This is a genomic window from Pseudomonas congelans (assembly GCF_900103225.1).
GTDB lineage: Bacteria > Pseudomonadota > Gammaproteobacteria > Pseudomonadales > Pseudomonadaceae > Aquipseudomonas > Aquipseudomonas congelans.
Window position 1 is genome coordinate 644,340 of record NZ_FNJH01000003.1, and the last position, 13,297, is coordinate 657,636.

The window sequence follows — 13,297 nt, forward strand, 5'->3', positions numbered from 1 at the left end:
TCAGGGCTTCCATTCCAGAATTTGCAGAGTCGGCTTCAACAGTAGGGTGATGCCACGGCTGCCGGTCAGCGGGGTGCTGCTACCGGTCAATGGGTCGTGGACCACAGCATCGGTGATAGTCGGGAAATTCAATGACGTGCCCGCTGCGCTCCAGAACATCAGTAAATGCGAGCCATCTGCGCGCGTCCACGGAACGGCATAAAGGTCGTCCGGTACGCTGCTCACGGCTGGTGGCTCGGCGGGTTGCAGGCGCGGGCCGGTGATTTTCAGAAAGTTCTGCAACGCGGTGTAGGCCGGCTTGGGGCTGGCTTGCAGGTCAAGCAGCCCATAGCCCTGATCGCGGGCCGAGGCACGCTCGTCCAGATCGCTGAGGTTGAACAGGAAGATGCGCTGGAAATCCATGGCGCTCATCAGCGCCAGACGCCGCAGGGTGTAGTCAGCCTGGCCGGAGGTGCCGATCAGGTGCTGCATCTCCACCGGCCCTGCATAGCTCGACCAGCCCCATTCGGTGGCCCACACCTGCTTGACGCCATTGCTGTGCAACAACTGATTCATCGCATTGGCGCGCACCAGAAAATCGCGGTCCGGTATGGAGTCGCCTTCCGGGTATTCGGAGTAGGGGTGATAGGCCGCGACGATATTCTGCTGGCCCAGGCCGTTATCGAGCAGGGTCTGCAGCATGTAGCCGGAGGTGCTGTGCATCTGACTGTAATAAGCCATGCCTGCGGTGACGATCGTCTTGCTCGGCAGGACCGCACGAATCGCATTGGCAGTGGTGGTCAGCAAACGGCCATAGGCAGCCGGGTCCTCTTTGGGCAGCCAGACGATGTTCGGCTCGTTCCAGACCTGCCAGTTGTTGACCTGCGGATAGCGCTGGGCCAGGGCGGTCATGCGTGCGGCAAACACGTTGAAATCCGTCGGCGGATATTGATCGCGGCCCTTTGCATCGGCCGGTGCGCTGCTGGCGAAAGGCGCTGACCCGACCAGATACGCCAGGGTGTTGTAATTGTGCGCCTTGATCGCGGCCATGGCGGCGTCCAGCTCGGTCAGGGCGTAGCGATCCTTTTGCGGCTCGATCAACGGCCAGTGAATGGTCAGTCGCACCCAGTTCAGGCCCAGTTCGTCCAGACGGCTCATCTGCTGTTGATAGATGTCCGGGGCAAAATACTGGAACTGTACGTTGACGCCCAGAAAGTCCGCCCAGACGACTTCGCGGGGAGCCTTGAGGACCGTTGCCGCCTGCGCGGCGCAGCTCAGCGCTGCGCCGAGCAGTACGGTGGTGACGAGTTGCCCGAATCTGGATGGACGCTGCATGTCACTTCTCCTGGCAGGCCTGGCGGAATACATCCCGAAAATGTTCTGCGGTGTGGCTCCAGACTCTGGCCCTGCCCATCTGCGCGGCGTTCTCGGCCCATTGCCTGACCAGCTCCGGTGTTGCGCAGGCGCGCATTAGCGCTTGCGCCAGCCCGTCGACATCGCCTTGCGGGTAGATCGTGCCGTTGCCATGCGAGACTTCTTCGGCAAACGAGCGTGCGTCCGAGGTGATCACGCCTCTGCCACAGGCCACCGCCCACGACAGCGCGCCGCTGGTGCCGCGTAGCTTGCCGAGAATCTTCAGTTTGCTCGACTCGCGATAGGGCAGAACCATGACGTGGTGGGCCTGGATAACCTGCGGAATCTGTTCGGCAGGCAGGTCCAGTTGCCAGTCGATCAGATCGACAAGGCCCAGTTGGCGGATACGCAGTCGCAGTTGCTCCAGATAACTGCCGGATGGGCCGAAGGCCATTTCCGGCTCGCTGCCACCGGCCAGGGTCAAGCGCACGGTCGAGCGCAGCGCAGGCTGGGCAGTGAATACGCTGGACAGCGCATCCAGCAGGTCCTCGATACCCTTGCCGCGATAAATGAAACCGAAATACAGCAAACGCAAAGGCTTCAAGGGCGGCAACGGCGCGGGGGCGATGTCGAGGTTGCCGTGATTGATGACGGCCATCTGCGCCGTTGTCAGGCCCATGCGCTGGCGCAGGCTCTGGCTACCCGCCTGGGTCAGGGTCACCAGCCGGGTCATGTGCCGCGCCAGTTGCCGTTCTTCATGCAGGCACAGTGGGTCGACCAATACCGTGGCGACTTCCGGCAGCGGCGAGCGCATACCGCTGACGATCGACAATGGCCAGGGCAGTTTCTCGCGCCGCCAGACCAGCCGCTCGGGATCGTGCACCGTCGCGGTCAACGGTAGCTTGGGGAAACGCCGACGCAGTGCGCGCAGGGCTTGAAACTCCGCCAGTCTCCCGCCGCCCAGTTCGGCGTGGACCAGATCGATGCCGCTCCAGTCGGTTTCAGCCACTCGCTGTTCTGCGGCGCGGGGATCGTTACCGACCCCCTGCAGTGGTGTACTGACCTGCACACCCAGGCCCTCGAGCGCATGCCGCAGATGTCCGGCGTAATCAGCGATGCCATTCTGCTCGGGTGGCAGCGGCGCAAGCAAAGCTATTCGCATCAGCCTCGGCTCCCGATCCGCTTGAGAAAACTCAGGACCTTTTCAGGCACTTCGAAGCGACGACGGTTGATGATGATGCCGTCGACTTTCTTGAATGCGGTGTTGAGGTTGGTCAGCGTGTCTTCCAGCATCGGCACGGTGGTGTCCTGAGCGCGAACCACCAGCACGATCAGGTCAGCCTTGCGCAACAGCACGAAGGCGTCCTGATTCGCCGAAAGTGCCGAAGCGTTGATCAGCACAATTTCGCCCGCAATGGCCGGACTGCGGCCTTCGGTGCGTACCCGATGGCCCTGTTCGATCAGCAGCGCGCTCAACCGCGCGATCACGAACGACACGCCGGCGCCGTACTTGACCGAGGTAAAACCAATGGTCAAGCCGCGCTCTTCCACCTGGTCCAGCGGCAGAATGCCGTATACCCGATGCAGATTCGAGGTGAGGGCTGCACTGCGTTCCTGGGCACGTTCCAGGTCGGGGAGGCTGGTCCAGACCGGAACACCGAAGCTGCTCTCGATCTTGTCGCCGTCGTGAATGCGCTGGTCCAGCAGGTAGAAGAAGTACAGCGCCACAGCACCGACCACGACGCTCAACGGGAACGCCAGAAACAGCATCAGCAGGCTTTTCGGAAACACCCGGCTGGGGTTGAAGGTCGCTTCTTCAATGGTCGCGATATTGCTGATCTGACTGTTGTCCAGTTCACGGTCGATACGCGATTTTTCCAGGCTGTTTTTGTACAGCGCATAGCTTTTCTCTGCCGCATCCAGCTCGTTCTGCAGGCGTGAAAGTTCCGGCTCCAGATTCAGTGCCTGCTGGCGGTCGCGTTCCAGTTGCGCGATTTGCTCGTTCTGTTGGATGAACTGGGTTTGCAGGCGTGCGTAGCTGGTCTGCTGGTCGGCGTACACGTTCTGCATGCGGTTGTAGATCGGGTTGGGCGTGATGCTTTCGGAACGCTGTACGGTTGCCTCCTGTTCCTTGAGCAGCTTTTTGAGGTTACTGACTTCCTCATTGATCGCACGAATCGGCGGCGCCTCGTCCTTGAACGAGCGGAGCATTTCCTGACGCTCCACTTCCTTGCCGTTGATGCGGTTCTGCAGGTCCTGGCGATTGGGGTTAAGGGCCAGTTCGCGGCCTGCCGAGACGGTCTTGGGCTGCTCTGCCAGTTGTTTTTTCAGCAGGTCCAGACCTGCCTTGGTCGAGGCAATCGAACGGGTGGTGTTGTTGCGCTCGGTGCGCAGGTCGTTGAGCGCCTGCGAGGTGTCCGCCAGGCGCTGGGCGATGCTCACTGCGCTCAATTGGTTCAGGTAGTTCTGGATCTGCTTCTTGTACTCGATGATGTTCGCACCGGTGGTCTTCACTTCCCCTTCGTAGAATGCGTACAGGCTGACCCGCCCCAGCGTCTTGGTGCGCTGTGTCTGGTACTCGGTGATCCAGGTCTTGAGCACCGTCTGCGCGACTTCCGGGTCGTTCCAGGTAAACCTCAGCTCCATCACCGATGAGCCAGGCTCATGGCTGACCTTGAAGTTTTTCTCCAGATCCTCGGCCAGACGCTCGGCCTGGGAGCGGTGCTCCACCAGTCCGATAAATTGCAGAACGCTGCGCACGCCGTTGACGAGCGCACCGACGACAGTCTTGATACCGTTCTTCACCGAGGCCAGGGCGCCGGTTTCGGGAGGCACCGTGGACAGCTCGGCGAGGTACTTCTCGGACACGGCACGCATGATCGGTCGCCCGCTGAGCATGCGCTCCTCGTCGAGCAGCGGATCGCGCAGGCCGCTCGGAATCACGATGGCCTGACGATCGGACAGCTCGATAGGCACAGTGCTGCTGTCGCGGCCGGGCTTGACCAGCAGCAGGGCGGTGGATTCATAGCGGTTGGGGAGCAGAAACGCACCCAGAAGAATGATGACGAACGTCGCCAGCACGGTAATCCTGACTTCGCGCTGGAAGATGAAAAGCAGGCGCAGCAAGTCGCGGAATGAGCGGATGTTGATCATGTCTGTTTCCCTGACAATTAATTGTTGTTGCGCAGCTCGTAATTCAGGCCCAGGCCGATCGACTTCGCGAAGGGGATCAACTGGTTGAAATACAGGGACACGCCGTCAACCTTGTTGCCGACCGATGACTTGGGAACGAACACGATATCGCCGCGTTTCAACAGGACCGGCGCGGTAGGGCCACCGGCGCCGCCTGCCCAGAGGAACTTGCTGTAATCGAAGAAGTAGGTCTTGTAGAGACCGTTTTCTTCCTGACGCAGAAGCGCGACCTGGCCGGCATCGGCATCGAGCGCCACGCCGCCCGCGCCGACAATGGCCTGGTCGAGGTTGGTGGCGACGTTGACCGGCAGGGTGACCGAGTTGCGCACCGCGCCGCCGACGAACACCGTATTGCCCGGTGACTGGGAAATGTTGATGGTCAGCGCGGTCTCGCGGTAGACGTTCTGCAGTTTGCTTTCCAGCAGGTCGTTCAGCTGCTGGAGGGTCAGGCCCGCGGCTTTGACGGTGCCGATGTAAGGGTAGGAAAAGGTGCCGTCGTTGAGCACCTGAAACAGGGTCAGTTCATAGATGGAGTTGGCGGTGAACGCCGAAATCGACGGCGCTTCGCCACTGTTACGTACGATGCGCAGCGTGTCGCCGGGGCGGATTCGCTCCGGCGGCAGCGGTTTGCCAGCCAGCGCGCGGCCCGCAGCCTGGCCAGCCTCGATTTGCGCACGGTCATCGGGCAGGCCCACTCTGGAAGGGGTATTGCACGCACTCAACAGCAATAAGCTGGCAATCAGCATCATGCTTTTCATTGTTCCTGAACTCCTGTCATGCACAAATACAGCTCCCTCGCGGGTAATAAATTCATGTTGGCGGGTCGTGCCTGTTCCGGGTGCTGTCGATTGCGTGCCGCTTGAATCAAGCGGCGCTTATTGCTGCGCCGATCAGTTCTTCGCGGCCTTGTCGGGTGCACGTCCATAAATATCGGTAAAACGCACAATGTCGTCTTCGCCCAGGTACTCGCCGCTCTGGACCTCGATCATCACCAGATCGATGACACCGGGGTTGACCAGACGGTGCGTGTGGCCCGGTTTGATGAAGGTCGACTCGTTGGTATCCAGCATGAATTCACGTTCGCCGTTAGTGACGCGGGCCATGCCGCTGACCACGATCCAGTGTTCGCTGCGGTGATGGTGCATCTGCAGCGACAGGGACGCCTGCGGGCGAACCACGATGCGCTTGATCTTGAAACGCTTGCCCTCTTCGAGGACGGTGTAGGTGCCCCAGGGACGGGTGACCGTGCGGTGCAGGCGGTAGGCATCATGGCCTTGGCGCTTGAGCTCCTGAGCGATGATCTTGACGTCCTGACTGCGACGACCGTCGGCGATCAGCAAGGCGTCAGGGGTGTCGATGATGATCAGGTTGTCGAGGCCGATAGCGCCCACCAGACGCTTGGGCGAGTCGATGTAGCAGTTGCTGACGTCGTGCAGCACGGTTTCGCCATTGCAGTAGTTGCCTTGAGCATCGCCGGGGGACAGTTCACGCACTGCCTGCCACGAGCCGATATCACTCCAGCCAATCTGGCAGGGCACCACGGCGACTTTGTCGGAGCGTTCCATTAGCGCGTAGTCGATGGAAATATCCGGTGTCAGGGCAAACGACTCACTGTCCAGTTCGACTTGCAGCTCACGGTTGCCTTCCTTGCGCGGGCTCGACTCCAGGCACGCGCTGACGGCGCTGAGGACGTCCGGCGCATGGGTGCGCAACTCGCGCAGCACGGCGTCGGCGCGCATGCAGAACATGCCGGCATTCCAGAAATGCTGGCCACTGTCCAGATAGCCCTGGGCGGTGATCGCGTCGGGTTTTTCGACAAAGCGGGCGACCTGACAGGCTTCGGCAGTGAGCGCGGGGCCTTTCTCGATGTAGCCGAAACCGGTTTCCGGCGCGGTCGGCAGGATGCCGAACGTCACCAGCCAGCCTTCTGCGGCCAGCTTCTGTGCGGCGCTCACTGCTCTGGAGAATTCCGCCATGTCGGTAATCAGGTGATCGGCCGGCAACACCAGCAGTTGCGCATCGTCGCCATACAGCTGGCTGACATGCAGTGCCGCAGCGGCGACGGCAGCGGCCGTATTACGGCCGAAGGGTTCGAGGATGAAATCCAGGCGGGCATTGCCTTTGTTCAACTGGCGGTAGTCGTCCACCGTGCGGAAGTACACTTCCCGGTTGGTAACCGTCAGCAGACGCTCGACGCCGGGCAGACCGACCGCACGCAGAAAGGTCTTCTGCAACAGGCTCTGACCGTCCGGCAGGCGCATGAACGGCTTGGGCATGGCTTCACGCGAAACCGGCCACAGGCGAGTGCCGGAGCCGCCGGCAATAATGCAGGGAATGAGAGTGCTCATCAGTAAGCCTCACGGGTGAATAGCACTGCAGGCACAGTGCGCATAAGGATGTAGAGGTCGAACCAGACGGACCAGTTTTCTATGTACTCAAGGTCGAACTCGACGCGTTTTTCGATTTTTTCAACGGTGTCGGTTTCACCCCGATAGCCGTTGATCTGCGCCAGCCCGGTAATGCCTGGTTTGACGCGATGCCGTGAGGTGTACTCCTTCACCGCCTGCTCGAACAGAATCCCGGCAGCCTTGGTTGCCGTGGCATGCGGGCGCGGCCCGACCATCGACATGCTGCCCGCCACCACGTTGAACAGCTGTGGCAGTTCATCCAGGCTGGTTTTGCGAATGAAGCGACCGACTCGTGTGATTCTGGCGTCGCCGCGGGTGGTCTGCCGTTCGGCGGTGGCATCGGCCTGGTGCTGATGCATGGAGCGGAACTTGAATACTTCGATCAAACGATTGTTGTACCCGTAGCGCTTCTGACGGAAAAACACCGGGCCTGGCGAGTCGAGCTTGATCGCCAGCGCGACCAGCAGCATCAAGGGTGACAGTGCGAGCAATGCCAGCGATGACAGCACGATGTCTTCAGCACGTTTGATAAACGGCGACCAGCCATTGAGCGGCAGATCCGAGGCGTTGAACATCGGCAGCCGGGCGACTTCGGTGATGCGGTTGTGGGTGTGCCGGAAGGCGATCATGTCCGGCACCAGCAACACATTGACCGGCAGCCTGCGCAATTCGCGGATGATGTAGTCCATGCGGTTTTCTGCCGTCCAGGGCAGGGCGACCAGCACCTGAGTCACTTTCTCTTCGCGGATCAGCCGTTCCAGATCGCTGGTATTGCCCAGCAGCGGCAGGTTGGCCACGGTCTTGGGCATGCGGCCGATACGGTCGTCGATAAAGCCGGTCACACCTGAACGAATGTCCTGATGCTCAAGCAGGTATTCGGCCAGACGCTGACCATTCTCCGTTGCGCCGAGAATCACGGCGTGCTGCAGGAAGACGCCCTTGCGCATCTGACGTTTGAACAGCATCAGCAGCAGCAGGCGGACAATGCCGAACAGCGCAAGGCTGGTCAGGTACCAGATCAGCAGTTCTTCGGGTGGGAGGTAGCCGAACAGGCCCATCGCCTGCTGCATGAACAGCAGCAGGCCGAAGGCAGCGGTCCAGGCCAGCGCCATCGCGCCCATGCGCAGATCGTTGCTGAACAGCGCTTCGGAATAGACGCCCATGGCCTGAAACACCAGCACCCCGACGAAGCCGAAAAACAGCAGCATGGTCAGGTAACCCTGTTGTGTTTCCGCGCCGCCGTTGTTGACCAGCAGCATGATCACGAAGCCCGGCAGAATGCAGGCGATGCCGTGAGCCAGGCGGATGCCGAAAAGAAAATATTCGACCAGGCTGGTGCGGGTCAGCGAAAGACTGTCGACGGGCTGCAACCTCATAGAAATCCCTTACTCCCTGTATGCGCCTGAATTCTTCTGATCCTGGACGTCTTTCTATTGTCTGCCTGCAACACCCTTGAGGTGTTTCTATGTGGGCTGTATCCAAGCGTAGCCAGTTACACGTCGTGCTGATGAGGAATCCGGACCGTCTTTTGTGAATATCACTTTATATGTGTCGTCCCTTACCGGATTTTATTTAAGCCTTTTCAATCATTTGTGAAGGAAATTTCCCTCAAGTGAGGGTGGTGCTGTCAGTAAAGCTCATGAAACGAATAGCGACAGCACAAAAGTGCTTCAGTCCTGGCGCAGGCATTGATCCGTACAGCCCGTTGCGTGCTTCTCCCCAGTACCGGCGGGGGCGAATGAGCTGTTGCCAGGGTGAAAAAAATTTCCGCAACAGATGGGCTTTTTCCGGCTGACCGGGGTCACAGTCATGCGTCGTGCGAAATGTGTGCGGACGCCGATTACACAAAGAGCGTTGCTCGCAGGCTTCAATTCGTAGGGTTCGGCAGGGGAGGTGTCATGACACAACGCAGGGCAATGCTCATTCTTCACGGTAAACAGGCACTCAACGAAGACGTGCGTGATGCGGTGACAGACAAGCGCAAGCAGGGTTGGGAACTGGACGTGCGTCTGACCTGGGAAGCTGGCGATGCTCAGCGCCTGGTCAACGAAGCCCTGGCCGCCGGCCATCGGCACATCGTTGCGGGTGGCGGCGACGGCACCTTGCGGGATATCGCCGAAGCCCTGGCACTCGCTGAAACCAAGGCCAGCCTGACTATTCTGCCACTGGGGACTGCCAACGACTTTGCCCGTGCGGCCGGCGTGCCTCTGGAGGTCTCCAAAGCCCTGCAACTCATGGACGTGGCTCCGCGTGCCGTCGATCTGGGTGAGGTCGGCGGCAAGCTGTTCCTCAACATGGCGACCGGCGGGTTTGGCAGCCAGGTCACGGCGAACACCTCCGAGGACCTGAAGAAGGTCCTGGGTGGGGCTGCCTACCTGTTCACCGGCCTGACCCGATTCAGCGAGCTGCATGCGGCCCATGGCGAGCTCACCGGGCCGGATTTTCACTGGCGCGGTGATCTGCTTGCACTGGGTATTGGCAATGGTCGGCAGGCGGGTGGTGGACACGAGCTGTGCCCGACCGCGCTGGCCGATGATGGTCTGCTCGACATCAGTATCCTGCCAGCGCCTCAGGAGGTGGTCGGCACACTGAGGAGCCTTCTGGAGGGTGGCCTGGGTATCGATAACATGTTCATTCGAGCGCGCTTGCCGTGGGTAGAGCTCAAGTCCGCGCAAGGCCTGGATATCAATCTTGACGGTGAGCCGCTGTCGGGCGAGGACCTGCGTTTCGAGGCCCGGCCGGGCGCGCTTCAGGTGCACCTGCCAGCGGACTCGCCGGTACTGGGCGGCGCACCGAAGCTCAATCGTCCAGACTGATAATCCGTTCGCGAACGCAGAACAGCACCAGTCCGGCCACGTCGAATATCTGCAGGCGCTTCATGACCTGGGCACGGTGAGTCTCGATGGTCTTGACGCTCAGCCCCAGGCCATCGGCGATCTCGCGCGTGGACTTGCCGCGTACGATCAGGCGCAGGATTTCGAGCTGGCGAGCGGTCAGGCGATAGCGCTCTTTCGCCGCCCAGGCTCTGTCCGAAGGTGTACCGCGCAGTGCGCACTCGATGACCATCTCGGCGATGGCCGGGCTCAGATAGCGCTCGTTGTTACGCAACGCCCCCAGTGCCTGTTCGAGTTCCGCAGCCGTAGTGTCCTTGAGCAGGTAGCCATGCGTGCCGATGTCCAGCGCACGCATGATCATGTCCGGATCATTCTGCATCGACAGGATCAGCACCTTGCAGCGCGGTTGCATCTTCAACAGGTGCTCGAGTGCATCCAGGCCGTCGATGCTTTTCATGCAGATGTCGAGCAGGATGATGTCGGGCTTGAGCTGCTGAGCAAGGCTCGCCAACTGCGTACCGTCAGCCGTTTCGCCGAGGATGGTGTATCCAGGCATGTCTGCAACCAGCGCTCGCACGCCGGCTCTGATAAGGGAGTGGTCGTCGACCAATAACAGATTGCAGGTCATTGTGATTTCTTGTGCAAATGGGACGCGCTCAAGCGCGTGTGCAGTCTCTGGTCAAGCTCGAAGACGATGTTAACGGCATTAAAGACAATGAACGGAAAATGCTGACGCGACAACACTGCCTCAATGACATCGCGATGCGATTCTCAGCGGCCTGACGTGATGGCGTGTTATTGGCGGGTTGCATCTTTCGGCAAGGCCGATTGCGCGGAGACGCTGGCCAGTTTTTCCAGCAGCTCAAGCTGTTCGTGGTCGTCCATCGTCAGCTCTCCTGTTTGCGGATCGAGAAGCTCGACTTGCCAGTACATCAGTGTCAGGCAGTTCTTGACTGCCAGCAGAGCTTCCTGCGAAAGCTCACTGGTCTGGCTGCCGGTTTTCAACAGCTGGCACAGCTGGCGGGAAAAATCGGCAATGCACGGCACAGGAACGGCCTCTGCCTCTTGCGCGAGTTTGCGAAGGGTTGTCAGCAGGCAGCCGGTAGCGTCCTCGTCGTTGGGGATCAGTTCCAGATGCGAAAGACATTCTTCCGACTTGTGCAGAAGTGCCTGAGACAGGCTCAGAAACTCGTCGTGCTTGTGCTGCCAATCGTTGTGACTCAGCATCCTTTGTCTCCACTGATCATGGATAGCGAACTTCCGCCCGCGGCGAATAGCTGACAGTTAATGTCGATTTCAAACAAAAGTATGTAGGGCGTTTCTGAATGTTGCCAGCGCCGCTCGATTGCAAGGATTGGAAAGCGGACACAAACCTGACGCCATTCATATAATGAGAATGGCGTCACGATAGTGGCAAAGAGATGTCGATCATATCAGGTTATCCCTGATTGACTTTTTGCGGTTGTTTGATCTGGCTTTGGGCGCAAAGAAGCACCGAGGCATTTTCGGTGCTGGTTTGTGGCTGCATTTGCGTGTCTGGAAAGCGACATCAGTAAAGCATGATGCTAAAGTGACATCAATGCTTGAGAGTGGCCGTTTATCGCCATTAAGGTCCGGCTGATTTCAGCCGATACAGGCTCAACAGAATCAACGCGACCATCGCTTCAGGAGCTAATAATGGCAGGCATTCTCGACACAGTAGATCAGCGCACACAACTGGTGGGCGAGAATCGCCTGGAAATCCTCATGTTTCGCCTTGCCGGTCGGCAGTTGTTTGCGATCAACGTGTTCAAGGTCCAGGAAGTATTGCAGCTACCCAAGCTGACCCTCATGCCGCAACGTCATTCGTTTGTGTGTGGCGTGGTCAATCTGCGCGGCCAGACCCTTCCGGTGATCGACCTTTCCCAGGCCATCGGCATGCGCCCGCTGGTGCCGGGCCCAGGCAGCACGATCATCGTCACCGAGTACAACCGATCGGTTCAGGCCTTTCTGGTCGGTGGTGTCGACCGCATCGTCAACATGAACTGGGACGCGATCATGCCGCCGCCGGTCAGCGCCGGTCGTCAGCATTACCTGACCGCCATCAGCAAGGTCGATGATCAACTGGTTGAAATCATCGACGTTGAAAAGGTGCTCGCCGAGATCGTGCCGTACAACGCCAAGGTGTCCCGCGAAAAACTCGAAGACCCGGTACTGGAAAATGCCCGTGGTCGCGAAGTGTTGCTGGTCGACGACTCCAAGGTCGCGCTGGCGCAGCTGCGCGACACGCTGTCCCAGCTGGGCCTCAAGCTGCACGTAGCCAGTGACGGCCTCAAGGCGCTGAACATGCTCAAGGCCTGGGCGGATGCCGGCGAGAATGTGCATGAGAAGTTGCTGATGGTGTTCACCGATGCGGAAATGCCGGAAATGGACGGCTACCGTCTGACCACCGAGATTCGCAACGATGCACGCCTGCGCGGTCTGTACATCGTCCTGCATACCTCGTTGTCCGGCAGCTTCAACGAGTCGATGGTCAAGAAGGTCGGCTGTGACAACTTCCTCTCCAAGTTTCAGCCCGACAAGCTGGTCGAGGTCGTGCGCGAGCGTCTTTTGATGATTGTCTGACACCGCGCTCGATTCTTCATCGCGAGTGCCGCCGGCTTCGGCTTCGGATAAGCTTTGCTGTCTGCATCAAAGCTTATCCAGCCCTCAAAGGAATCGGCGCCCATGTTACGTCTCAGCTCGCTCTATCGTTTCCCCCTCAAATCCTGCAAGGCCGAGTCGATGCAGCGCGCATCCTTCGATGCGTTGGGGTTGGCGGGCGATCGACGCTGGATGCTGGTCGACGCCAGCAATGGCCGGTTCTTCACTCAGCGTGCTCTGCCGCACATGTCCCAACTGTCGGTGTTGTGGAGCGCCAGCGGCGGTGTGACGCTTTCGGCACCTGGCTTCGAGCCTCTGGATGTCGCGATTCCGCTGGATATCGACGTGAACCTGCGTGGTGTGACGGTCTGGCGCGACTCGTTGCAGGTGCCGGATGCAGGCGATAAGGCCGCCGAATGGGTCAGCCGGTTTATCGGCAAGCCCACGCGTATGGTCTACCTGCCGGCGGAGCGTGCGCGCTGGATCCCTGGCGGCTATCAGACGGTCAATGATCGGGTGAGCTTTGCCGATGGTTTTCCATTGCTGCTGATCGGGCAGGGTTCGCTCGACGACCTGTCTGCGCGTCTGGGCAGGCCGCTGGAAATGCTGCGCTTCAGGCCCAATCTGGTGATTGAAGGCGCCGAGGCCTTTGCCGAGGATGGCTGGAAGCGCATCCGCATTGGTGACATCGAGTTCCAGCTGCTGACGCCTTGTGCGCGCTGCATCCTGACTACCGTCGACCCGGCAACCGGCGAGCGCAGCGCAGACCGCGAGCCATTCGCCACGCTCAAGACTTATCGGGAAGTGGAAGGCAACGTGCTGTTCGGTCAGAACGTGGCAAACGAGGGGTTGGGCGAGCTTGAAGTGGGGATGTCAGTCGAAGTGCTGGAGTAGGGGCGGGCATCGCTG

The 13,297-nt window shown here is 59.9% G+C and carries 11 protein-coding genes; 3 read left to right on the plus strand and 8 right to left on the minus strand.

All coding sequences use genetic code 11. The annotated features are described in order from the left end of the window. The 6 genes from BLR20_RS14315 to BLR20_RS14340 form a co-directional block, all read right to left on the minus strand. Nucleotides 1–1,314, minus strand: a complete 1,314-nt coding sequence (locus tag BLR20_RS14315; protein ID WP_054994321.1) for a cellulase family glycosylhydrolase — start codon at nt 1,312–1,314, stop codon at nt 1–3. Nucleotide 1,315: 1 nt separating this feature from the next. Continuing rightward, nucleotides 1,316–2,494: a glycosyltransferase gene (locus BLR20_RS14320; RefSeq protein ID WP_054994322.1), complete on the minus strand. Its 1,179-nt coding sequence runs from the start codon at nt 2,492–2,494 to the stop codon at nt 1,316–1,318. Further along, nucleotides 2,494–4,485 carry a GumC family protein gene (locus tag BLR20_RS14325; RefSeq protein ID WP_054994323.1) on the minus strand — a complete coding sequence of 664 codons (1,992 nt, stop codon included), beginning with the start codon at nt 4,483–4,485 and terminating at the stop codon, nt 2,494–2,496. The genes BLR20_RS14320 and BLR20_RS14325 overlap by 1 nt, the downstream gene beginning before the upstream one ends. Before the next feature lie 17 nt (nt 4,486–4,502). Beyond that, nucleotides 4,503–5,282: a polysaccharide biosynthesis/export family protein gene (locus tag BLR20_RS14330; protein ID WP_010430866.1), complete on the minus strand. Its 780-nt coding sequence runs from the start codon at nt 5,280–5,282 to the stop codon at nt 4,503–4,505. Between the two features lie 132 nt (nt 5,283–5,414). After that, nucleotides 5,415–6,872: a mannose-1-phosphate guanylyltransferase/mannose-6-phosphate isomerase gene (locus BLR20_RS14335; RefSeq protein ID WP_032611607.1), complete on the minus strand. Its 1,458-nt coding sequence runs from the start codon at nt 6,870–6,872 to the stop codon at nt 5,415–5,417. Then, nucleotides 6,872–8,308 (minus strand): undecaprenyl-phosphate glucose phosphotransferase, encoded by a 1,437-nt coding sequence (locus tag BLR20_RS14340; protein ID WP_010430860.1) that lies wholly within the window; start codon nt 8,306–8,308, stop codon nt 6,872–6,874. Before BLR20_RS14340 ends, BLR20_RS14335 begins: the two co-directional genes overlap by 1 nt. A gap of 522 nt (nt 8,309–8,830) precedes the next feature. On the opposite strand from BLR20_RS14340, the gene yegS reads away from it, so the two are divergent. Continuing rightward, nucleotides 8,831–9,748: a lipid kinase YegS gene (yegS, locus tag BLR20_RS14350; protein WP_032611605.1), complete on the plus strand. Its 918-nt coding sequence runs from the start codon at nt 8,831–8,833 to the stop codon at nt 9,746–9,748. On the opposite strand, the gene BLR20_RS14355 is transcribed toward yegS, so the two are convergent. Both BLR20_RS14355 and BLR20_RS14360 read right to left on the minus strand, forming a co-directional pair. Then, nucleotides 9,732–10,394: a response regulator gene (locus tag BLR20_RS14355; protein WP_010430855.1), complete on the minus strand. Its 663-nt coding sequence runs from the start codon at nt 10,392–10,394 to the stop codon at nt 9,732–9,734. The two genes, yegS and BLR20_RS14355, sit on opposite strands and share 17 nt — an antisense overlap. Nucleotides 10,395–10,561: 167 nt before the next feature. Continuing rightward, a complete protein-coding gene (locus BLR20_RS14360; RefSeq protein ID WP_054994324.1) occupies nt 10,562–10,993 on the minus strand; it encodes a hypothetical protein in 432 nt (143 codons plus the stop codon). A 450-nt stretch (nt 10,994–11,443) separates the two neighbouring features. On the opposite strand from BLR20_RS14360, the gene BLR20_RS14365 reads away from it, so the two are divergent. Further along, nucleotides 11,444–12,370: a chemotaxis protein CheV gene (locus tag BLR20_RS14365; RefSeq protein ID WP_003315817.1), complete on the plus strand. Its 927-nt coding sequence runs from the start codon at nt 11,444–11,446 to the stop codon at nt 12,368–12,370. 102 nt (nt 12,371–12,472) lie between these two features. Beyond that, entirely contained in the window at nt 12,473–13,282 is an 810-nt protein-coding gene (locus BLR20_RS14370; RefSeq protein ID WP_010430848.1) for an MOSC domain-containing protein, read from the plus strand. Nucleotides 13,283–13,297 lie beyond the last annotated feature (15 nt).